Source organism: Spartinivicinus poritis, from assembly GCF_028858535.1.
Taxonomy (GTDB): Bacteria; Pseudomonadota; Gammaproteobacteria; order Pseudomonadales; family Zooshikellaceae; genus Spartinivicinus; species Spartinivicinus poritis.
Map to the genome: position 1 here is coordinate 241,035 of NZ_JAPMOU010000001.1, position 22,412 is coordinate 263,446.

The window sequence follows — 22,412 nt, forward strand, 5'->3', positions numbered from 1 at the left end:
TAGATTACTGGACGTAGAAAACTTCAGTATCGCTATCATCAGCATCAAAGTCATCGTCATCATCATCCTGATTCTTAGCTGCATTTCTGGCAGCTTGACGCGCTTCTCGCAACTCCTGCATTCGCTCACGGGCTTCAGTTTCCATACGGCTACGAAACTCAACTTCTTGCTCAGCCAGTTCGGTATTCTCTGCTTCCTGCTCAGCTCTGGACTCAATAAAGCGCATAATATCCTGACAAAGCAGCTCAGTACCTTGTTTGGCAATTGCTGCAATCCGATAAATAGGACCCTGCCACTGCAACGCATCAACGACTTGTTGACAGCGTTTATCTGCTTCATCAGCAGGTAATAAGTCGGTTTTATTAAAAACCAACCAACGATCTCGATTTGCCAAAGCGGGGCTAAATTGCGCTAACTCATTCACTATTGCTTTAGCCGCTTCGACGGGATCAGACTCATCCAACGGTGCAATATCAACCAAGTGCAACAAAATTCGACAGCGAGCCAAGTGCTTTAAAAAGCGAATTCCCAGCCCAGCCCCTTCTGCAGCACCTTCAATTAACCCAGGAATATCTGCCACCACAAAACTACGATGGTTTTGAACTTTCACTACCCCCAGGTTGGGTACTAACGTGGTAAACGGGTAATCAGCTACTTTCGGTTTGGCAGCTGAGACCGCACGAATAAAAGTAGACTTACCTGCATTGGGTAAACCTAGCAGCCCCACATCGGCAATCACTTTCAACTCTAAGCGCAGGCTGCGTTTTTCACCTTCCTTACCATTGGTGGTTTTTCGAGGAGCACGGTTAGTACTGGACTTAAAGCGAGTATTCCCCAAACCATGGAAGCCACCTTTGGCCACTAAAAGCCGCTGGCCAACTTGAGTCATATCACCAATAACTTCCAACGTTTCATCATCAATAACCGTGGTGCCTACAGGTACTTTTAGAATCAAGTCTTCACCAGACTTGCCTGTACAGTTACTGCCTTGACCATTTTCACCTCGTTGAGCCCGATACTTCGGCTGATAGCGAAAATCCACCAAGGTGTTCAAATCATTATCGGCTTCCAGGTAAACACTACCGCCATCACCACCATCGCCACCATCAGGGCCGCCTTTGGCGACAAATTTCTCCCGCCGGAAGCTGAGGCAGCCATGCCCTCCGTTGCCTGCTTCTACGGAAATTAAGGCCTCATCTACAAACTTCATGTCTCAACCTCCCGGCCAGATACTTACTCAATCTTAAAAGCCTTTTAAAAATTTAGGCCTGATACAAAAAAGCCCCGTCAGAGACGGGGCTTTTTCAAGGTATTTGCTTTCTTAGACCGCCTCAATACGTACAAACTTACGCTTGCTCGGGCCTTTTACTTCAAATACAACTTTACCGTCTGCTTTTGCAAACAACGTGTGGTCTTTACCCAGACCTACATTGTCTCCAGCGTGAAAACGTGTGCCACGCTGACGAACTAAAATGTTACCGGCCTTAACCACTTGACCACCAAAGCGCTTCACACCAAGGCGTTTACTTTCTGAGTCGCGACCGTTACGGGTACTACCACCTGCTTTCTTGTGAGCCATGATTCACCTCTCCTAAGAATTAACCTGCATTAATGCCAGTGATCTTAACTTCTGTGAACCATTGACGATGGCCCATTTGCTTACGATGGTGCTTACGGCGCTTGAACTTGATGATCTGAACCTTTTTACCACGGCCATGGCTTACTACTTCTGCAGCAACCTTAGCACCGGCAACTTCAGGCGCACCGATTTTTACTTCGCTACCGTTAGCAACTAAAAGTACTTGATCAAACTCAATGTTGTCACCTGTAGCAACATCCAGTTTTTCCAGCTTTAGCGTGTCGCCTTCAGCAACGCGGTATTGCTTACCACCGCTAACAATCACAGCGTACATAATTTTTCTCCGAAAATCCTAAATTAAGCCTTTTTGTTAAAGGCATCCGGTAACCCGGATTTCAGCTCGAAAAACCCTGCGCTTAGGTGGGGCCTGACTAACAGTAATAAGTTACTGACTAGTTGGCTACCGCTCAAACCCGCACATATTAGGACTAACAAACCCCATGCCGTGGCAGATATCACCTTAACCGACATAACAAAGTTGGTTTGAGTCCCGGATCTTCGAATTTGGGGCGTGCATTTTAAGGGATGTCAACCCTCTAAGCAAGCTTGCGATGTACCATTAGCATCATGATTCAGCACAACTTAATAGGTACAAGCATAGCTGATTTAAAGGATCACCTTGACACTCCTAGCATCAACCCATAGGATTCGGCCCCATCCTAGCTGAATTTGCATGATTTGCTGACATGTCTCAGGCCAACCCCCTAAAGCGTATTTATCAAACTGTTGAAAAAGATTTCAGTGGTGTTAATGACCAGATTATCAGCCAGCTACACTCAGATGTTAGCTTGGTGGATAAAATCAGCCACTATATTACTGAAGCAGGAGGCAAACGCCTCAGACCATTATTAGTGCTTCTGTCAGCTAAAGCTTGTCAGTATCAACAGCAGGATCATATTCCGCTTGCAGCCATCATCGAGTTTTTACATACCGCAACATTGCTCCATGACGATGTAGTCGATACTTCAAACCTCCGTCGAGGTCGGGCAACAGTAAATGCCATTTGGGGTAATGCACCCAGTGTGTTAGTTGGCGACTTCTTATACTCTCGCGCCTTTCAGATGATGGTTACACTTGGCAATATGCGAATAATGCAAGTGTTAGCTGATGCCACTAATGTCATTGCAGAAGGTGAAGTCATGCAGCTGATGAATATCGGCAATTCAGCTGCCACCGAAGCAGATTATTTTGAGGTGATTCGTTGCAAAACGGCCATGTTGTTTGAAGCCTCCTCCCAAACTGCTGCAATTTTGGCTAACAGCTCGGCTGAGCAAGAAAATAACCTACGTCAATACGGCTACCACCTAGGCATGGCATTTCAACTAATTGATGATGTACTGGACTTTCAGGGCAGTGCTGAAGAAATGGGTAAAAATGTGGGTGATGACCTCGCTGAAGGCAAGCCTACCTTACCTTTGATTCGTACTATTGAAGCAAGCTCTACCGATGACGCCAGTCTAGTTAAGGAAGCCATTGAAAACCCCAGCCAGCTTGATCTGGAGGCAGTCATTTCAGCGGTCAAGCGTAGTGGTGCACTAGACTACACTCAGTCGATTGCAGAGCAACAGGCTGACCTTGCTATCAAGTGTATTGATGATTTACCCGAGTCTGAGCATAAGCAAGCAATGATAGAGCTAGCTCACTTCTCTGTTAATAGAAGTCACTAGCCTCTTATCTTATTACTTATTCTTAAAAAGCAAGTAGCCTTTGATTCTAGCCTGTCGCCAAATCGGCTGCTTGCAAGCCAAAATCATCTTTAACCAATTCCAACCAGTCGGCAATTCGTTCATCAGTTAATTCGAATTGCTGGTCTTCATCCAGAGCCAGCCCTACAAAGTGCTGGCCATCCTCAGTCAATGCCTTAGATGCTTCAAAGTCATAACCACTAACAGGCCACTCTGAAACAGTAATACCACCTTGTGAAATCACCAGCTGGTGTAATGCTCCCATAGCATCTAAAAAATAATCAGCATAACCAAACTGATCGCCTAAACCAAACAACGCTATGATTTTGCCTGAAAAATCAACCTGTTCAAGCATTTCCCATTGGTCTTCATAGTCACTCTGCAACTCACCAAAGTCCCAGGTTGGAATCCCCATAATCAAAAAATCATATGACTCAAATGTTTCTGGTGTTGACTCAACAATATCATGCAATACCACTTCCGCTACTTCGGCTAACCCTTGCTGAATTTTAGTTGCAACAGCTTCCGTATTTCCCAGGCTACTGCCATAAAACAGTCCAATCGTGAGCACAAGCGCCTCCAAATACAAATGAGAAACATTATCTTTAAGTAATAATAACCAAGCTCTGCTTCGTTCTCAACGCAAACCTAAAACACTTTATGGAAAAGCCTGTCTTGCTCTACCTACAAACTCCAAATGAATACATCTAACAAGGCGATTGCAAGATTAAGTTTCCCCTCTAACAAAGCACCACCTCAAAACCAATCACGCCTGTACTGAGGACTTGCTTTAGTAAAAGCCTTTAAACCAAGGAAGCAGTTTTGATAAATAATTAATAGAAACCAACTGTTGTCTTTTTGTATATAGGCAAACCTGCTCAGTAAATACACAAATACTGTTAATTTATGACTATATTTTGAACGAATTTAAACGAGTATCTAAGTTGAAAATTTTTTTTAACAAAAGGCTCTGTCAACCCCTACCGAGATAGTTTTTCATCTGTATAATTTCGCCTTTTTTTCTGAGTAGTCAGTGCTGTATAGGTGTCGTGTTGATTATTTTCACCATTACCAACAAAGTTACAGGTCAAGTGTTTGTCGGTTCTACCCGAAACAGCCTTGAGTCTCAGTGGACTAAGATTGTCTCTGCTGCAGAGCAAGGTTTAGATTACCCTTTATACAAACAAATCTGTCGTTATGGCGATGACCAATTTGATGTTGAAGAGTGGGACTTCGCAGATACTCGAGAAGAGTTAATGGCACTTGAGCAAGAAGCGATAGATTCTTTGCAAGCAGAAAGCCTAAGAGGCTATAAGACAGCTGTTACCCAAAAGCGAGTTGTAGTAGCAGCTCCTAAAAAAAGAGCCCCATCCAGTCGCGCCAAACCATCGACAAGTGAGCCGAGCGATACTGAAAAAAGTAGCGCAGAAAAAACTGATCCCGTTTTACCTACTGAAGCAAAAGCACAACCTGAACCTGAAATAGAGGCACCAGCACCGCAACCCGTTGCACCAGTAGAAAAACCAGTTTCTATTTTGGCTCAGTTAACAGCTAATGCAAAAGCTTATAAGCGATGCAGTCCCCCAGCAACCAAAAATAAAGCAGCCACTAACGGCAATAAAGACATGGCTGGCCTCACTGAGGTTGACTCAGAACAACTAGACTCATTATTAGCAAAAGTTAGTGCATACAGCTCTCAAGCCAAATCAGAATCAGAGCAGCCATCAGCAGCAAGCAACGAAGCTGACAATAATATTCTGGTTGAGCCAAAAACGGTTGAAGCACCAGAGCCTGTGTATAATGAGCATCAGCAACGTATTTTAGCTGCCATCAACAAACAACGACAGTTGCGAAGCGAAAGAACACCAACGATTATTGAGCAAGAGCGTAAGCAATTGGCAGACTTACTCGCTAAATTAGAGTTAAGAGCTGTTGAACTTAAACAACCCGTAACAGCTTCTTAACCTTAATTCTTAAGCTAAAACAAAAAAGGGGCCTATAGGCCCCTTTTTTGTTTTACTGCTTCAGCGTGTTGGTATTCTGTTAAAGTGCCAGCGCTGCCATCCAGCCAAAAACCAATAATGGAATATTGTAGTGAAGGAAAGTAGGAATCACTGTATCCCAAATATGATTATGCTGACCATCAACATTTAAACCTGCAGTTGGCCCTAAAGTAGAGTCAGAGGTAGGTGAGCCTGCATCACCCAAAGCTGCAGCAGTCCCAACCAGTGCCACTGTCGCCATTGGGCTAAACCCTAGCTCTAACGCTAAGGGAACATAAATCGCCGCAATAATGGGAATGGTTGAAAAAGAAGAGCCTATCCCCATGGTAATTAATAATCCCACTAGTAGCATTACCAAGGCAGCCAGCACTTTATTGGAGCCAAACAAGGCTGCGGATGTATCAACCAGTGTTTTAATATCACCCGTTTGTTGTAACACAGCAGCAAAGCCTTTTGCTGTTATCATGATAAAGCCTATCATGGCCATCATTTTCAGCCCTTCAACAAATAAGCCATCAGCCTCAGACCACTTGAAAATACCACTTGCAGAAAAGACTAAAAAGCCTACTAAGGCACCCAGTGTCATTGAGTCAGTTACCAGCTGAACAACAAATGTCACAACAATAGCTATCAGGGCCACCAACAGAGATTTCGGAGAATAACTAACATCTGCTTTTTCTACCTGTTGTATTACATCTACATTGTAATGACGAGGCTTGCGATAACTAAATAGCACAGCAACCAGCAAGCCAAACAGCATGCCTAGTGCAGGTAAAGCCATGGCCTGAATAACACTGACTTGACTGGTATCCATACCATAGTTTTGAAGGTTGGCTAACAAAATATTATTTAAAAAGATTCCACCAAACCCTACAGGCAGAAAAATATAAGGCGTGATAAGCCCAAATGTGAGCACACAAGCAACTAAACGCCGGTCAAGCTGCAGTTTCGCAAACACGATAAGTAAGGGAGGAATCAGCATGGGAATAAAAGCAATATGCACCGGTATTAGGTTTTGTGAGCTCATTGCCACTAAGGTTAACACCAGAATAATCAACCATTTCAAATAGCCCGTTTCTGAGCCTCCCTGCTGATTAAGTCGCGCTAATGATTTATCTGCAATCCAATGGGGCAAGCCAGACTTGGCAACGGCTACAGCAAAAGCACCAAGTAACGCATAACTCAAAGCTACCTCAGCTCCTCCACCTAACCCTTGATTAAAGGCTTTTAGTGTCTCCGAAAAATCTAAACCCCCAACCAAACCACCCGCTAAAGCACCAATAATTAATGACATCACGACATTAAGTCGCAAAATGCTCAGCAACAACATGGTGGCTACGGCAACAACCACTGCATTCATTATTTAATCTTTCCCCATTAAATTAACCTACATAGTGCACTCAAGAAATGCACTATTAAACACCTGTTGACACTTCACAACTGATACTTTTTTAATCACTTCAGCGTATCATCAGATCAACATCAGCAAGTCTTACCTCTCACCACAAAAAATTTACACTTTAAGTAGTGACCCTAGCGTTTTTTGCAGGTAGAATGTTCAAAAAGGTCTATACAAAGTTTTGAGCATCATCCGCAAAGCGATATCTACAAGCAATTTCCATAGAAAATCAGCAAGCGTTCATATAAAAAAATCAAGAGAGCCAAAGAGGCACCCAAAAGCACTAGCCACTTTCCAATCAAAAAGCCACGATGGTACCTGAATAGTTACTAACCGCCAAATATTTTTATCTTTCCTTCTAGTAAAATACGAGATCAAACCTACTTTCACTTTAAGAACGACAAAAGCACTGATAAGTAATTAGTTTTTATCCAGACAACAAAATGCAGGAATAAAGTAATGCGAATCCAAAGTAAACGTAATCAGTAACAACAGCGTAATACTAAAGGCGTATATAAATAAGATAGGGAAAATGATAAGGCCAAAAAAAACCCTATTGATTAACAACAGGGTATAAATAACGTACGGGAACTACTGTAAGACAAACTTTGGCGTAATAAATTCCACACAAAGTAAAGCCTTAAGCGCTGACCAATATTGTTAGCCAGCGGCTACACTCTGCCCAAAAATGTGACAAATGTCAAAAAAATATTGTGAAGTGACGCAAGATGTTTTGTACTTCATCTGGTTTGTTAGAGGAAAAACTGCCTTCTAGCTTGTCTTGCTACAAATTTAGCCGCAGCACTTGCTACAAAACCAATGCAAACAGCCTGCTCAGGAAAACAATTTCATTAGCTTTTCAGTATAAAATAAATCAAAAATCAGTGGTTATATTTACATAAAAAAACAGGCAGCTATATTCCTTAAAGAAATACAGACTACCTGTATCCGGGGAGACTCAATGAAAACCAGATATTACTTACCAATAAGGTGACTTGAAGGATAGGCAGTGCTATATAAACACCTTATCAATTATATCGTGGTAAAAAGTAAGACTGACTGTTGTGAAGTTAGTTCCCAAATAAAAATAAAAGAAATCGTTTTTTATAATCTACTATCTTGCCCTACTCGCTAAAAACAACCTCTTTTGCTACCTGATCAACCACTCGTTTCAAGTCGACTAGCTTAACTGGCTTGGTTAAGTAATCATCCATTCCTGCGGATAAGCAGTTTTCTCGCTCACCTTTCATAGCATTTGCCGTTAATGCTATGATTGTTGTATGTAGAGAGTCTGTTCGCTCTTGCTCTAAGTTTCGAATTCTTCGAGTTGCCTGATAGCCATCCATTACCGGCATATTGCAATCCATGACCACTAAATCAAACGACTGCTGTTGCCACTGAGTTACACCCTCTTGACCATTATTTGCCACAGCAACTGCACACCCTAGCTTTTCCAGCATCTTGGCCGCGACTTTTTGATTAACAGGATTATCCTCTACCAATAACACGCAAAGTTGCTGTTTATTTACTAGCTTCTCAAAAGCTTTTGATGCTTTACTCTCCTCAACAGCCTTCCCTCGCTCAATTAATTTAAACCGCTTCGTGCTGGTCTGCCTTAGTGTTCTGCAAAGCTCCTCCAACTTAATTGGATAAGCTAAATAGCCAGCACAATGATTGGCTTGATACTTATCTACCGCTTGTAAGCTACCCAAAGGGCCTAATACAATAATCGGTGCTTTAGCCAACAAGGGTAATGACTGTAGGTAACTGATCAAGCTTTGCGTTTGCTCAATCCAAAGAGCATTCAGTAAAACAAAGCTTACCTGTTCAGAGCACTGCCGCAACACATCAGCAACATCTGTCGGCTGTTGCACATACAACAGTTCAGCTCCCAGCGCCTCAACTAATAATGATACTGCTTTCCCATTGATAGGGTCTGGGTCAATCATTAAGCCTTTAGCCATAGCATGGGATAACTTCATTACAGGCAATGGCTCATGACAAATGGTTAAAGGTAAAGTAGCACTAAAACAAGAGCCTTTGCCTACTTCGCTTGAAACCTTAACTTGCCCCCACATAATTTCAATCAGCTTTTTCGTAATCGCCAGTCCCAGGCCAGTGCCACCTCTTCCCACTTGATCTGCTTGCTGATATTCAGCAAAGATGATGTCTAGCTGTTCTTGTGGTATACCACAGCCAGTGTCTTCCACATTCAGTTCAAGAATAACTTCATCAAACTCACAATGCCCAGACACCGTAATTAACACATGGCCTTTATCAGTAAATTTAATTGCATTCGTAACAAAGTTCGTCAATATCTGTCTTATTCTTCCTACATCACCAACTAAATGTAAGGGCAAGTGCTTGGCAATAACATATTGCAAATTAATATTTTTTTGTGCTGCTCTAAACGCTGATAGAAATACAACATCTTCAACTAAGTGTCGCAAATTAAATGGCGCTAACTGCAATGTCAGCTTACCTGCTTCAATTTTTGAATAATCTAGAATGTCATTAAGTATCGAAAGTAAAGCTTCTGATGACTTCATTGCACTGTCAACATAACCGCGCTGCTCTTCTACCAGCTCTGATTCCTGCAATAAAGAGAGCATCCCCACAACACCACCCAAGGGGGTTCTAACCTCATGACTCATATTGGCTAGGAATAAGCTTTTATATTGACTAGCCCGTTCTGCTGCTTGCCTGGCCTTGACCAACGCTTTTTCAACTCGTTGCCGTTCTTTAATTTCTTGCTGCAACTTAGCATTAGCATTTTGTTGTTCCGTCACTAAAATGCTGGTTTTATTTAATAACATCTGGGTTTTTTGATTAGCCTGTTTAAATACATCTGCCGCCTTGGCCATATCCCCAATTTCATCACTTCTACTTAGGTAAGGAATTTTTTCTTCAGCCTGACCTTCCGCTAAACGCACCAACGCCCTTTTAATTGCCTCTAGTGGTTTAGCGATCGAATTTGCCATCCATAACGCAAGCATAATTCCAGTTAAAATCCCCAACCATACTAGCCATTTCACTGTCGTATTAATCCAACTGACAGACTGATTAATCTGACTTTGCCAATAATTCATCGCAGCAAACGTTTGCTGGTTTGCCTCAGCGACAAGGGTCATTAACTCACTCGTCATCTGTTGTAGTTTTTTCTTTAGTAATCGATAGCTATTTTGAAAGCTAACCAACTTGTCGTATTCCGACATATAATCATTAGCAATTAACTGCCAGGCAGGCACATTAGAACTAAGCTGCCAATCATCTACCTGCTCTGATATTCTACTCGTCAATGTATTTTGCGACGTAACCAGAAGACGCAGCCCCACTACTTGGGTATGCAACATGATTAACAACTGCTGCTGGCGGATCAGTGCATCCAGGCTGTGATTATGATTGAAACGCTGCAAGCTACTGGTAGCCGCAAGAAAAAAACGATTAAAGTGATAGCCCGCCCGAGTGATTGACTCACCATATTCCAGTTGCACTAACGCCATCTGGCTAAATAACTGTTCATACGCTAACAGCTGTACACTAATTTGCTTAGCATTGGCTTTTCGCTCACCCTCTAAGCTCTCTATCACCTGATTAATATCTCGCTGTAACCCTGTCATCAAATCAAAAACTTCTCGCTGATGACGTTCTTCACCGGTAGCTTGATAAAGGAGGAGCGTGTTATGAAGCGTATTAGCCTGATGCTTAATACCCGCCATGGTAAAAGCAACCGCATCTTCATCGCGGTATTCGTCAAAAAGGGATTGGATCTTGTCTACACTCCAATAACTGCTAACCGCAACGCCAATGATGATTAATACCAAACAACTAAAAACAGCGGATATCTTTCCTTTGATCGTACTAAAAAACATCTCTCATCAGCCATCCATGGAGTTGATGCAGTTACTTTAAGCATAGACGATCTAACCTGTGAAAATGCAGCAAAAATATGAAGCATGTGCACTTTCAAAGGTTAGTCATTTACATGGTAAGACTATTAGAGTTTTATGAAGGATTAATTGCTGACGGGCTCACGCATCGTCACAAACTCTTCGGCAGCTGTCGGGTGAATACCAATAGTACTATCAAACACAGCTTTGGTAGCGCCTGCTTTAATCGCCACAGCTAGGCCTTGAATAATTTCTCCAGCATCAGCTCCCACCATATGGCAGCCTAATACCTTTTGTGAGTCTTTCTCTACTACCAGCTTCATCATCGTGCGCTCATCTCGGCCTGATAACGTGTGCTTCAAGTGCCGAAAGCTAGCTTTATAAATCTCCAGCTCATAACCTCGTTCGTGGGCTTGCTCTTCAGTGAGTCCTACAGTAGCAATATTAGGCTGAGAAAATACAGCGGTTGGAATATTGTCGTAATCAACTTTAGTCGGCTGATTTAAATAAAGGGTTTTGGCCAATGCCATTCCTTCTGCCAATGCAACTGGGGTAAGCTCTGGACCACCAATGACATCACCTACAGCATAGATAGATGACTCACTACTATTAAAGTAATCATCCACTTTTATTGTGCCATCACCATTTAGTTTGACTTTAACATTTTCCAAACCAAGCCCATGCAAATTAGGCTTACGGCCAGTGGCGTATAAAATCACATCAGCAGCAATTTGTTCACCTTTATTGGTATGTGCCACTAACGCATCGGTAGCAAGCTTTTCAATTTTATCAATCTCAGTATTGAAATGTAGATTGACATGCTTCTTAGCTACTTCATCGCGCACAAACTCACGAATGTCTTGATCAAAACCACGTAGAAACAAGTCACGTCTATAAATTAAATGCGTTTCTGCCCCTAGTCCAGCAAAAATACCAGCAAATTCAACCGCAATATAACCACCACCAACAACGATAATACGCTGAGGAAATTTATCTAAATCAAAAACTTCATTAGAAGTAATCGCATGTTCACTACCAGGAAATTCAGGAATATAAGGCCATCCACCAGTGGCAATTAAAATACGCTCAGCAGTGTATTTTTTCTTACCCACTTTAACTGTATGTGCATCGGCCAGAGAGGCTCGACCTTCAATTAACTTCACCCCAGCATTCTTAAGTAAATTACGATAAACACCATTCAAGCGAGAAATTTCTTGCTTTTTATTATCTCGCAATGTCGTCCACTCAAATGAAACTTCACTAGCCTGCCAACCATAGCCAGCTCCATCAGCAATATCTTCACCAAAGTGAGAACCATAAACATAAAGCTTTTTAGGAACACAGCCCACATTAACACAGGTGCCCCCCATATAACGGTCTTCAGCAATGGCAACCTTGGCACCAAAACTTGCAGCCATACGACTGGCTCTTACACCACCAGAGCCGGCACCGATAACAAACAAATCATAATCATATTTTGAGCTAGTCATTTATACTCTCTATTACCACGCCCTCAATCCACAGGATGCCTCAAACACTTCTCTGAAATTATGTTGATGTTATCCGTACAGGCTTAGCTATATGGAGCAATCGGGTATTCTGTAACAGCTGTCAGGAACAGCGAAAGCTCTAAAGGCCAGGGAAGGCCTTGTAGAACGGTGGAAGAATACTCGGTTGCTCTATATTTATACACCGAAGCCCTTTTGTGACATCCCCTCTGCAAAACAGTATATAATGTTTTTCCCAGTTACCAGGGCCTACCCTACTTTCTTTAACATACCTTACACGTTTTGTATGAATCACTTAACTACTGTCTGGCACAGCTTAGAACTTAATCGCTATCCAAAACAAAAAAATGAAACGCTTAGAGCCTGGGATGCAGCAGATGAATACTTGCTTAGCTATTTGCATGAGCAAAATATTCAAGGGCATTGTTTAATTATCAATGATGGTTTTGGAGCACTAAGTGCTAACCTGCATCAACTCAGTCCAACAGTGATGACTGACTCTTTCCTCAGTCAGCAAAGCATCATAGCCAATAGCCAAGCAAACCAACTTACCAGCCCTACAATCTTGCCGCTAACCGAGCCTCTTGAAAAACCACGCGATTATTTTAAAACCATCATTATCAAAATACCCAAAACCTTAGCATTATTAGAGGCCGCTTTACTTAAAATTAGACCACTGATTAATTCCGATACACTAATCATTGCAGCAGGAATGGTTAAATACATCCAGGCAAGCATGGTCGAATGTATTCAACAATTAATTGGTCCAACCAAGCCTTCATTAGCCAAGAAAAAAGCCCGACTGATACACATCACCCCTGATCAATCCATATTAACAGCCAATGTTAAAAACCCGTATCCCAAGGAACTGTGTGTTGAGCTGCCTAGTGGCAACAGAAAACTCAACCTCATCAACTTTGCCAATGTATTTGGACAGCATAAACTGGACATTGGCAGCCGCTTTTTTCTGGAAAACCTAGCAAGTGAGCATGAGCCACAGCAGATTATCGATTTAGGTTGTGGCAACGGTTTACTGGCAATGGCTACTTATCAACACCACCCAGACTCGCAATTTACCCTGGTTGACGAATCCTTTTCTGCAGTTGCTTCTGCCAAAGCTGGCTGGTCAAGCAATAAGTTACCTGAAGACCAAGCCCGCTTTGTTGTTAATGACTGTTTAACTAGTTTTGCAAACAACAGTGCTGACTATATTGTTTGTAACCCACCTTTCCACCAGCAGCATACTGTGGGTGATCATATTGCATGGCGAATGTTCAGCCAGGCCAAGCAAGTTCTACAACAAGGTGGTGAGTTAAGAATTATTGGTAACCGACATCTGGGTTATCACATTAAATTGAAGCGGTTGTTTGGTAATGTCCAAATGTTGGCCAATAACAGTAAGTTTGTAATCTTACAAGCTGTTAAAAGATAGCTTGTTAACAAGAAGTGTTTACCCACATAAAGACTTACCCACAGATTCTGTGGATAACCCTGTTAACGACTTACCGTTTAACTAAAAAAGGGGCTTTAATTTCAGTAGCTTTCACAAATCGGTCACAATATATTCATGACAATGCGGTTTTTATTACTTTATTAACAGGCAAAAAATTAGCTTTTTACAATAATTAAAAACCCCTATTGACAATAAAAAACAATTGCAAAAATATTCAAAATTAAGCTTCTTCTCCCCAAGAACCATGTCGCGAAGGAGTACTCAATAAGTTGGGTGCTCGATATGAAGTAGCAGGCTATTCTTCTGCCGCTCTAAAGGCCATCCTTGGCCTTTAGAGCTAAAACTGTTCCCGACAGCAGCGACAGAATACCCTATTAGTTCATACCCACGGACTTTTGCGATGCACCAACTCTTTTCTTTTAACCAATCAAGTGTAGCTTGGTATGATAGTGGCTGATACAAACCCTCGATATTGCCCCGACTTTATCTGCTGTTTGGCCAGCTCAATATCAGGAGCAAAATAACGATCCTTGTCGTAAAAGCTCACCTCTGTTCTAAGTAGCTGATGGGCTTCTTGCAGCTTAGGTGAAGTCGTCAGTGGTGCTCTGAAATCAATACCTTGACAAGCCGCCAGCCATTCAACCGCTAAAATACCCGCTGTATTGTCAGCCATTTCAATGAGTCGTCTACCTGCATAAGTTGCCATTGACACATGATCTTCTTGATTAGCCGAGGTTGGTAAACTATCCACAGACGCTGGATGCGCCAGAGATTTATTTTCACTGGCCAAGGCAGCTGAAGTCACTTGGGCAATCATAAACCCAGAGTTCACCCCACCGTTATCCACCAAAAAGGGTGGCAGCTTACTTAATGTGCTGTCTATTAACAACGCCATCCGCCGTTCAGAGAGTGCCCCCACTTCAGCAATCGCCAGGGCTAAATTATCGGCTGCCATGGCAACGGGTTCGGCATGGAAATTACCGCCAGAAATAATTTCATCATCATCACTAAACACCAGTGGATTATCAGACACGGCATTCGCTTCAGTTAATAACACTTTTGAAGCATCACGAATTTGCTGTAAACAGGCACCCATTACCTGAGGTTGACAACGCAAGGAGTATGGGTCCTGAACCTTTTCGCAATTCTGGTGGGATTTTTCAATGTCGCTATGCTCCAATAAATCCCGATAACAGGCTGCAGCATCAATTTGTGCTTGATGACCACGAGCCAGATGTATTCGCTCATCAAACGGGCGACGACTACCTAAAGCCGCTTCTACTGACATGGCACCTGCCACCACCGCCATGGAAAATAAATCTTCTGCCGCAAATAAACCTGCCAACGCAAATGCTGTTGATGCCTGAGTACCATTAAGCAACGCCAAACCTTCTTTGGGGGCCAAAGTTATTGGTGAAAGCCCTGCTATTTTTAACCCTTCAGCCCCTGAAAGTCGCTCGCCTTGATAGCGTACTTCCCCTTCCCCTAATAAGACGGTGCTCATATGAGCCAAAGGTGCTAAATCCCCGGACGCCCCTACCGAACCTTTAGCAGGAATCAGTGGATACACTTCTTTATTAAGTAACGCAGTCAGTGCATTAATGACTTCCAAGCGAATTCCAGAAAACCCTCTGGCCAGGCTGTTAATTTTCAGTACCATCATCAGCCGCACCACTTCATCATCCATGAAGTTTCCTGTGCCTGCTGCATGGGATAACACCAAACTACGCTGTAACGTTTCCAGCTCTTCTTTTTTAATATGGGTATTAGCCAGCAAACCAAAACCGGTATTCACCCCATAAACCACTCGATCTTCTGCCACAATTTTATTGACTGTAGCATTACTTTTTTCAATAGCAGGCAAGGCCTCTTCAGCCAGCTGAATATTAACCGGCGTCTGAAGTACACAACGTAATGTATTAAGCGTAAGCTGGCCTGGGTTTAATGTTAATTGATACACTGCAATAACCTCCAACCTGACTATTCAGCATGCTTGCTGTTAACAGTTACTTCTAACATCGGTAAATCAAGACCATTCGCTTTAGCGCAGTCGACCGCAATTTGGTAACCTGCATCCGCATGGCGCATCACACCTGTGCCTGGATCGTTCCATAACACTCGTCCGAGTCTTGCTTTAGCTTCTTGGGTACCATCAGCCACAATCACCACCCCCGCATGCTGACTGAAGCCCATCCCAACACCACCACCATGATGAAGACTGACCCAAGTGGCACCGCCGGCGGTATTTAATAAAGCATTCAGTAGTGGCCAGTCTGATACTGCATCAGACCCATCCAACATGCCTTCAGTTTCACGGTTCGGACTGGCAACAGAGCCAGAGTCCAAGTGATCCCGGCCAATAACAACCGGGGCTTTTAATTCACCACTAGCAACCATGTCATTAAATGCTTGCGCTAACCTTGCTCGATCTTTTAAACCCACCCAGCAAATACGAGCAGGCAATCCTTGAAACTGAATTTTTTCCCGTGCCATATCTAGCCAGTTATGCAGGTGTGGATTATCAGGAATTAATTCTTTTACCTTGGCATCCGTTTTATAAATATCTTCAGGGTCTCCAGATAATGCCGCCCAACGGAATGGCCCTATTCCTTCACAAAATAATGGACGAATATACGCAGGGACAAAACCAGGAAAATCAAAGGCATTTTCCACTCCCTCTTCATACGCCATTTGCCGAATATTATTACCATAATCCAACGTAGCAGCGCCTTTTTCCTGCAACGTCAGCATCGCTTTCACGTGAATTGCCATAGAAGCTTTTGCTGCTTTTACCACTGCTTGTGGATCTTGTTGGCGCATTTCATCGGCATATTCCAATGACCAGTCTTTAGGTAAATAACCATTAAGTGGGTCATGGGCACTGGTTTGATCCGTCACCACATCTGGCGTAACACCACGAGCAACTAATTCCGGGAAAATATCCGCTGCATTACCTAATAACCCCACCGAAATGGCTTTGCCTTGCTTGGTGGCATCATTCATCATTTGCAGGGCTTCATCGAGATTATTGACTTTATAATCCAGGTAGCGAGTTTCCAGGCGCTTATCAATTCGGCTCTCGTCGCATTCTACTGCTAACATTGAAGCCCCTGCCATAGTGGCAGCCAGTGGCTGAGCACCGCCCATTCCCCCTAAACCAGCAGTTAAAATCCATTTACCCGTTAAATCGCCACTAAAATGTTTATTGCCTACTGCTACAAAGGTTTCGTAAGTGCCCTGAACAATACCCTGAGAACCGATATACACCCATGAGCCTGCGGTCATTTGGCCATACATCATGAGCCCTTGTTTATCCAACTCATTAAAGTGTTCCCAGTTAGCCCAGTGGGGCACTAAATTAGAATTGGCAATTAATACCCGCGGGGCATCAGGATGGGTTTTAAAAACCCCAACTGGTTTACCAGATTGAATTAATAATGACTCATCATTTTCCAAACGGGTCAGCACTTCAACGATTTTGTCGTAGCACTCCCAATTACGGGCAGCACGACCAATCCCGCCATAAACGACTAACTCTTCTGGTTTTTCTGCTACCTCTGGATCAAGGTTATTCATTAGCATTCGTAAAGCCGCTTCAGTGAGCCAGCTTTTGGCTGTTAATTTTGTACCGGTTGCTGCTTTAATTTTTCTGGTTTTATCTACTCTACTCATCACTTGTCTCCTATTACCCTTCGCGAATGATTTTTATACTTTGTTGTCGTCGCTCTTGACCACCATGGAAGGTGGAAATACAGTTAATGCATGGAGCATTTAACTGTCACCCCAATCACCTATTACTCATAGGCTCATGGGACTTCATCGCTCGACGGCCTCATCTAAAAGCCCTACGCTTTGGGTAAACATTCTTGTTTATCGTGTTATTAAGTCAGTTAATCGTGCCACTAGTCTTGCTGTCTGTTGGTCACGATCAAATTCCGGATTAAATTCTGCAATATCCGTTAATTTAAGTTTGGGAAAACCATTAGCATCGATTGCAGGTTTAATTTTGTTTTGAATTAAATGTTCTATCAGAGCTAACTCCACTCCACACACTGCAGGAGCACTTACTCCAGGTGCCGTGGCAGATGGAAAAACATCTAAACAAACGGTGAGATACAACCAGTCACATTGCTGAATAAATTGGTCAAGCTGGGCTTCAATAGCCGGCAATTGTTGCCAGTTCATGTCTCGATCCAATCGATAACTCACTTCCAGCTGCTGAGCACGATTAAATAAAGCAGCTGTATTACTAGGCTCACTGATGCCTAAGCAGCAATACTTAAAAGGGGTTTGCTGGGTTTGGCAGTATTCGGCAATTTGTCGAAAAGGCGTTCCAGAGCTGGGCCTCGCATCCTGACGTAAATCAAAATGGGCATCAAAATTAATAATGCCAATGACGGGCTGTTGATGGCAGCCTTCAGCGTATTTAGCTAGCCCCTGATAACTACCCCAGGCGACTTCATGGCCACCGCCAATCACTAATGGAAAATGCCGTGCTGCTAATAGCATTTCCACCTGACAGGCTAAGGTTAATTGGGCAAATTCCAGCTGATCATTAGTGCATATAATATCGCCCGCATCATAAACTGGCCGGGACAATCGATTAGGCAAATTCGCCAGCATTTGTCTTGCATTAACTGGCCCTTGGCTGGCACCGGGTCGGCCTTGATTACGCTTTACTCCCGCATCGCTGGCAAAACCCAAGATAGCAACACCTGCAGCCACCTCTGGTTTAAAAGGCTGAATTAATTGATGCCAACGCAGCCCAGCTTCACCTTCAAACTCATCCACTCGTCCTTGCCAAAGCGACATATTGGCGGGTTTATACATGTGTTTCACTCCCTGTGATCTGGCCATTAACAATTCTTTGTTTAATAACTTGTGGGCCAAATTGATAGGCCAATTCTGCCGGATGTTGAATATCCCAAAGCACCATATCAGCAGTCATGCCTTCTTTAATTACTCCCCTGGTTTCTTCCATTTTTAGCGCCTTGGCCCCATTAGCAGTAACAGCAGCAATCACTTCTGAGGGGGTCATGTGAAACAGGGTACAGCCCATATTCATCATTAGTCGTATGGATGCCAACGGCGAAGTACCGGGATTAAAGTCTGTGGCTAACGCCATGGGTACTTGATATTTTCTAAGCAGTTCCATAGGCGGTAGCTGTTGCTCCCTTAAAAAATAAAATGCCCCTGGCAACAGCACAGCAACAGTATTACTATCTGACAGCGCTTTTACCCCTGCTTCATCCAAATACTCTAAATGATCCGCCGACCAGCCTTGATATTTTGCCGTTAAGGCCGCACCGGATAAATTCGACAGTTGCTCCACATGGGCTTTTACCCCTAGCCCATTAGCTTTAGCTGCTTGCATCACTTTTTCTGACTGGACAGGGCTAAACCCAATACCTTCACAAAATACATCAACTGCATCGGCTAATTGTTGCTCAGCTGCTTGAGGAATAATCTTATTGCAGACTAAATCAATATATTGATCGGCTTTACCTTTAAACTCAGGAGGAACCGCATGGGCGGCTAATAACGTTGTAGAAATGTTAATAGGCCGGTGATTAGCTAATTGTTTGGCAACTCGTAATATTTTTAATTCATCGCCCAGGGTTAAACCATAACCACTTTTAATTTCTACCGTAGTAACCCCTTCAGCGATGAGCACATCCAGTCGTGGCAAGGCTAACTTAAGCAGCTCTTCTTCAGACGCAGATCGAGTGGCAGTAACGGTGGATAGAATTCCTCCCCCTTGTTTAGCAATGGTTTCATAGGGAACACCCTCTAAACGCTGCTCAAACTCATTGGCTCGATTCCCGGCAAATACTAGGTGAGTATGGCAGTCAATTAACCCAGGACTTAACCAACCACCTTCACCATCAATAATTCGTTTAGCTTGTGGTAAAGCAGTTCCTGAAGATTGATCCAAAATAGCGATAATCCGGCCATCCTTGACCACTACCGACTGATTTTTTGCAGTCACTAGGCCTTTATCTGCTAGCTCACCGGTTATCAGGTTAACGTTAGTCCAGACAGTATCTGCTATGGCTGTAAAGTGCGTTTGTTCCATTCAGGCTTGGCCCTAATTACTGTTACTTTATTTAGTACTTATTTTGTATATACAAATCAGCTTACTATTTATCAACTACTTCGGCTTCTTTTATTCCTTCTATTACTTAGATATACCTAAACTTTGGTGTCTGTTATGAATTAGTAGATGCTTCCTAGCTTAGGGCTAGAGATACAGGATACAGAAACTTACGAGGCATGGAGCCAATTAAAGCCTCTAAGGGTGGACTTGAGGCATGTTCTGTATCCTGTATGTAGTCCTACTTGGTATCGTGGATCCAACAAACAGAATTTGTATATACAAATATAGATTGAGTTCAAGTTGCTCGTCAATTGCTAATTTTTGACTTATTTCATAAGAATGGGAAACTTGGCTGAATTTTATTCAGCCATAACTGCTTGGGAGCGAAGCTTATAACGAGAGCCAGGATGAATCAGTTTAGCAACACTAATTAACTGACCCGTTGACCAAGTACGACGGTTAACCAGTAAACAAGGCTCAGCAGACTCAATATGTAACAACTGCTGAATACTTTCATCAGGCATAATAGCTTCAACAACATGCTCAGCCTCTGATAATGGACAGTGTTTTGATAAATACTCATTAGGGGTAGTAGCAGTGAAGTCTTGCTTTAAATAGTCAGGCACTGCTGTTGCGTTGACATAGCGCTCTTCCACCTGCAGTGGCTGGTCATTTTCCTGGTGCACAATCAACGAATAAAAAATCGTTTCACCTTCTTGCACCCCTAATTTTAAAGCCGTTTGCTCAGTGGCAGAGACAGCTTCCAACTTAACCACCTTGCTGCTATGTACATGGCCTCGACTACGGATTTCATCAGCAATGTTTTTTATTTCCAACAGCGGCGATTCAACTTTCAGGTCTGTCACAAACGTCCCTTGCCCAGGGTAGCGAACCAATAACCCTTCTTTCACCAAATCCCTGATCGCTTTGTTAGCTGTCATTCGACTTACTTGAAACTTGTCAGAAAGCTCATGCTCCGTAGGAATTCGCTCATGAGGCTTATAGTGACGATCACGAATGTTCTGGTAAATAAAATCTTTTATCTGTTGGTAGCGGGGCTTATCGTTTGTCACCATAACGCTCTAATTCTGCTTTTTCTGAGTTACTCACACAAACTGTGGATAAGTATGTGAATTTGTTTGGGTCAAACGCCTGTATTAATGAATCTACCAGCTGTTAGCACAGCTGCTCAATTTGGCAACTACTCCTTTTTACTGGCGAGCATCTCTAAAAATACCCTTACTCCTAATAACCACTCATACGTAGAAATTAACAGGCATTCTTAGAATACCATCAATTACTAACTTCGAAGCAAACATTATTCGAACCTGCCAGCAATTTGCGGTAAGATCGCCCATCTTTTCAACACCGTAGTTACTGGGTATCGCAAAATTTCGCATCTCCCCAGGTGTTTAACTTGGTCAATGAGGAAGTTATTAAATGCTTGAGGCATTATTTAAACTCAAAGCCCACAATACCTGTGTCAAAACTGAAGTATTAGCTGGTTTTACCACTTTCTTAACGATGGCGTACATCGTGTTTGTTAACCCTAATATGCTGGCAGCGGCGGGAATGGATCAAGGGGCTGTGTTTGTCGCTACCTGCCTAGCAGCCGCTATTGGTTGCTTGATAATGGGGCTCTGGGCAAACTACCCCATCGCCTTAGCCCCCGGAATGGGACTCAATGCCTTTTTTACATTTACTGTTGTCAATCAACTTCACTACCCATGGGAAGTGGCATTAGGTGCTGTCTTTATCTCCGGCATCTGTTTCTTTTTATTAAGCGCCTTTCGTATTCGAGAATGGATCATCAACAGTATACCCATGGCATTGCGGGTAGGGATTGGTGCAGGCATAGGCTTATTTTTAGGCTTTATTGCATTAAAGAACGCAGGCTTGGTGGTTGATAACCCTGCAACATTTGTTACCTTGGGTAATATTGCTTCATTCCCCGTTGCCATGGCTGCGCTAGGGTTCTTTTTAATCATTGCCTTAAGTTACCGCCAAGTAACCGGCAGCGTTATGGTCAGTATCTTAGCAGTGACAATTATTAGCCTGTTAGCTGGTCAAACGGAATACCAAGGTATTGTCTCAATGCCCCCCAGCTTAACGCCAACCTTAATGCAACTAAATATTGCTGATGCATTAGAAGTCGGCATGATCAGTATTATCTTCGCGTTTATTTTCGTTGATTTGTTTGATACCTCAGGCACACTGATTGCTGTTGCCCAAAAAGGTAAAATGCTGGATAAACAAGGTCGATTACCTCGACTGGGCAAAGCCCTAATGGCTGATAGTTCAGCCTCGATGGCCGGCGCCATGTTAGGTACCTCTACCACCACCAGTTATATTGAAAGTGCATCAGGTATCGAAGCAGGTGGTAGAACCGGTTTAACTGCGGTAGTTGTCGCGGGCCTGTTTTTATTATGTTTATTTTTCTCTCCTTTAGTTGGTACTGTTCCTGCCTATGCTACAGCTCCCGCATTATTTTATGTGGCCGTCCTAATGACTGGCGGACTAACTCATATTAATTGGGATGATATTACGGATGCGGCACCCGTTGTGATTGCTGCCGTTACTATGCCACTCACATTTTCTATTTCTAATGGCATAGCGCTTGGTTTTATTTCATACACTATTATCAAATTACTCAGTGGTAAAACCAGCCAATTGAACCCAGCACTATTAATCCTGAGTGTTTTATTTTTAGTTAAGTTATCTCTTTTTAATTAATTGAA

The 22,412-nt window shown here is 43.0% G+C and carries 16 protein-coding genes; 4 read left to right on the plus strand and 12 right to left on the minus strand.

Going from position 1 to position 22,412, the window contains the following annotated elements; genetic code table 11:
• Positions 1-4: 4 nt before the first annotated feature.
• The 3 genes from cgtA to rplU all read right to left on the minus strand — a co-directional run bounded on the left by cgtA (position 5) and on the right by rplU (position 1,913).
• Positions 5-1,210, minus strand: coding sequence for an Obg family GTPase CgtA (gene cgtA, locus ORQ98_RS01070; RefSeq protein ID WP_274686918.1), 1,206 nt, complete (start codon positions 1,208-1,210; stop codon positions 5-7).
• A 111-nt stretch (positions 1,211-1,321) separates the two neighbouring features.
• The gene (gene rpmA, locus ORQ98_RS01075) at positions 1,322-1,579 is read right to left on the minus strand and encodes a 50S ribosomal protein L27 (protein ID WP_163835145.1); all 258 of its coding nucleotides are present in this window, start codon (positions 1,577-1,579) and stop codon (positions 1,322-1,324) included.
• 19 nt (positions 1,580-1,598) lie between these two features.
• A complete protein-coding gene (rplU, locus tag ORQ98_RS01080) occupies positions 1,599-1,913 on the minus strand; it encodes a 50S ribosomal protein L21 (RefSeq protein WP_274686919.1) in 315 nt (104 codons plus the stop codon).
• Between the two features lie 412 nt (positions 1,914-2,325).
• Here rplU and ORQ98_RS01085 point away from each other — a divergent pair, with 412 nt between their 5' ends.
• Positions 2,326-3,306 carry a polyprenyl synthetase family protein gene (locus ORQ98_RS01085; protein ID WP_274686920.1) on the plus strand — a complete coding sequence of 327 codons (981 nt, stop codon included), beginning with the start codon at positions 2,326-2,328 and terminating at the stop codon, positions 3,304-3,306.
• 46 nt (positions 3,307-3,352) lie between these two features.
• Here ORQ98_RS01085 and ORQ98_RS01090 read toward each other — a convergent pair whose 3' ends face one another.
• On the minus strand, positions 3,353-3,895 hold the full coding sequence (locus ORQ98_RS01090; RefSeq protein WP_274686921.1) for a flavodoxin: 543 nt from the start codon (positions 3,893-3,895) through the stop codon (positions 3,353-3,355).
• Between the two features lie 481 nt (positions 3,896-4,376).
• Here ORQ98_RS01090 and ORQ98_RS01095 point away from each other — a divergent pair, with 481 nt between their 5' ends.
• Positions 4,377-5,288, plus strand: coding sequence for a hypothetical protein (locus ORQ98_RS01095; protein WP_274686922.1), 912 nt, complete (start codon positions 4,377-4,379; stop codon positions 5,286-5,288).
• Positions 5,289-5,367: 79 nt separating this feature from the next.
• Here ORQ98_RS01095 and ORQ98_RS01100 read toward each other — a convergent pair whose 3' ends face one another.
• The 3 genes from ORQ98_RS01100 to gorA all read right to left on the minus strand — a co-directional run bounded on the left by ORQ98_RS01100 (position 5,368) and on the right by gorA (position 12,106).
• Positions 5,368-6,687, minus strand: a complete 1,320-nt coding sequence (locus ORQ98_RS01100; RefSeq protein WP_274686923.1) for a Na+/H+ antiporter family protein — start codon at positions 6,685-6,687, stop codon at positions 5,368-5,370.
• Between the two features lie 1,163 nt (positions 6,688-7,850).
• Positions 7,851-10,598, minus strand: coding sequence for a hybrid sensor histidine kinase/response regulator (locus tag ORQ98_RS01105; RefSeq protein WP_274686924.1), 2,748 nt, complete (start codon positions 10,596-10,598; stop codon positions 7,851-7,853).
• A gap of 143 nt (positions 10,599-10,741) precedes the next feature.
• Complete coding sequence (gene gorA / locus ORQ98_RS01110) at positions 10,742-12,106, minus strand: glutathione-disulfide reductase (RefSeq protein ID WP_274686925.1); 1,365 nt, start codon at positions 12,104-12,106, stop codon at positions 10,742-10,744.
• Between the two features lie 304 nt (positions 12,107-12,410).
• Between gorA and ORQ98_RS01115 the strand changes: the two genes are divergently transcribed.
• Positions 12,411-13,556 carry a methyltransferase gene (locus tag ORQ98_RS01115; protein WP_274686926.1) on the plus strand — a complete coding sequence of 382 codons (1,146 nt, stop codon included), beginning with the start codon at positions 12,411-12,413 and terminating at the stop codon, positions 13,554-13,556.
• A gap of 448 nt (positions 13,557-14,004) precedes the next feature.
• On the opposite strand, the gene hutH is transcribed toward ORQ98_RS01115, so the two are convergent.
• From hutH to hutC, 5 genes are all read right to left on the minus strand, one after another.
• Positions 14,005-15,537: a histidine ammonia-lyase gene (hutH, locus tag ORQ98_RS01120; protein WP_274686927.1), complete on the minus strand. Its 1,533-nt coding sequence runs from the start codon at positions 15,535-15,537 to the stop codon at positions 14,005-14,007.
• A 20-nt stretch (positions 15,538-15,557) separates the two neighbouring features.
• Positions 15,558-17,249 (minus strand): urocanate hydratase, encoded by a 1,692-nt coding sequence (hutU, locus tag ORQ98_RS01125; protein WP_274686928.1) that lies wholly within the window; start codon positions 17,247-17,249, stop codon positions 15,558-15,560.
• 198 nt (positions 17,250-17,447) lie between these two features.
• On the minus strand, positions 17,448-18,407 hold the full coding sequence (gene hutG, locus ORQ98_RS01130) for a formimidoylglutamase (protein ID WP_274686929.1): 960 nt from the start codon (positions 18,405-18,407) through the stop codon (positions 17,448-17,450).
• A complete protein-coding gene (hutI, locus tag ORQ98_RS01135; RefSeq protein ID WP_274686930.1) occupies positions 18,400-19,653 on the minus strand; it encodes an imidazolonepropionase in 1,254 nt (417 codons plus the stop codon). Before hutI ends, hutG begins: the two co-directional genes overlap by 8 nt.
• A 380-nt stretch (positions 19,654-20,033) precedes the next feature.
• On the minus strand, positions 20,034-20,750 hold the full coding sequence (hutC, locus tag ORQ98_RS01140) for a histidine utilization transcriptional repressor HutC (RefSeq protein WP_274686931.1): 717 nt from the start codon (positions 20,748-20,750) through the stop codon (positions 20,034-20,036).
• A 364-nt stretch (positions 20,751-21,114) separates the two neighbouring features.
• Here hutC and ORQ98_RS01145 point away from each other — a divergent pair, with 364 nt between their 5' ends.
• Positions 21,115-22,407 carry an NCS2 family permease gene (locus ORQ98_RS01145; RefSeq protein WP_274686932.1) on the plus strand — a complete coding sequence of 431 codons (1,293 nt, stop codon included), beginning with the start codon at positions 21,115-21,117 and terminating at the stop codon, positions 22,405-22,407.
• The last annotated feature ends 5 nt before the right edge of the window (positions 22,408-22,412 follow it).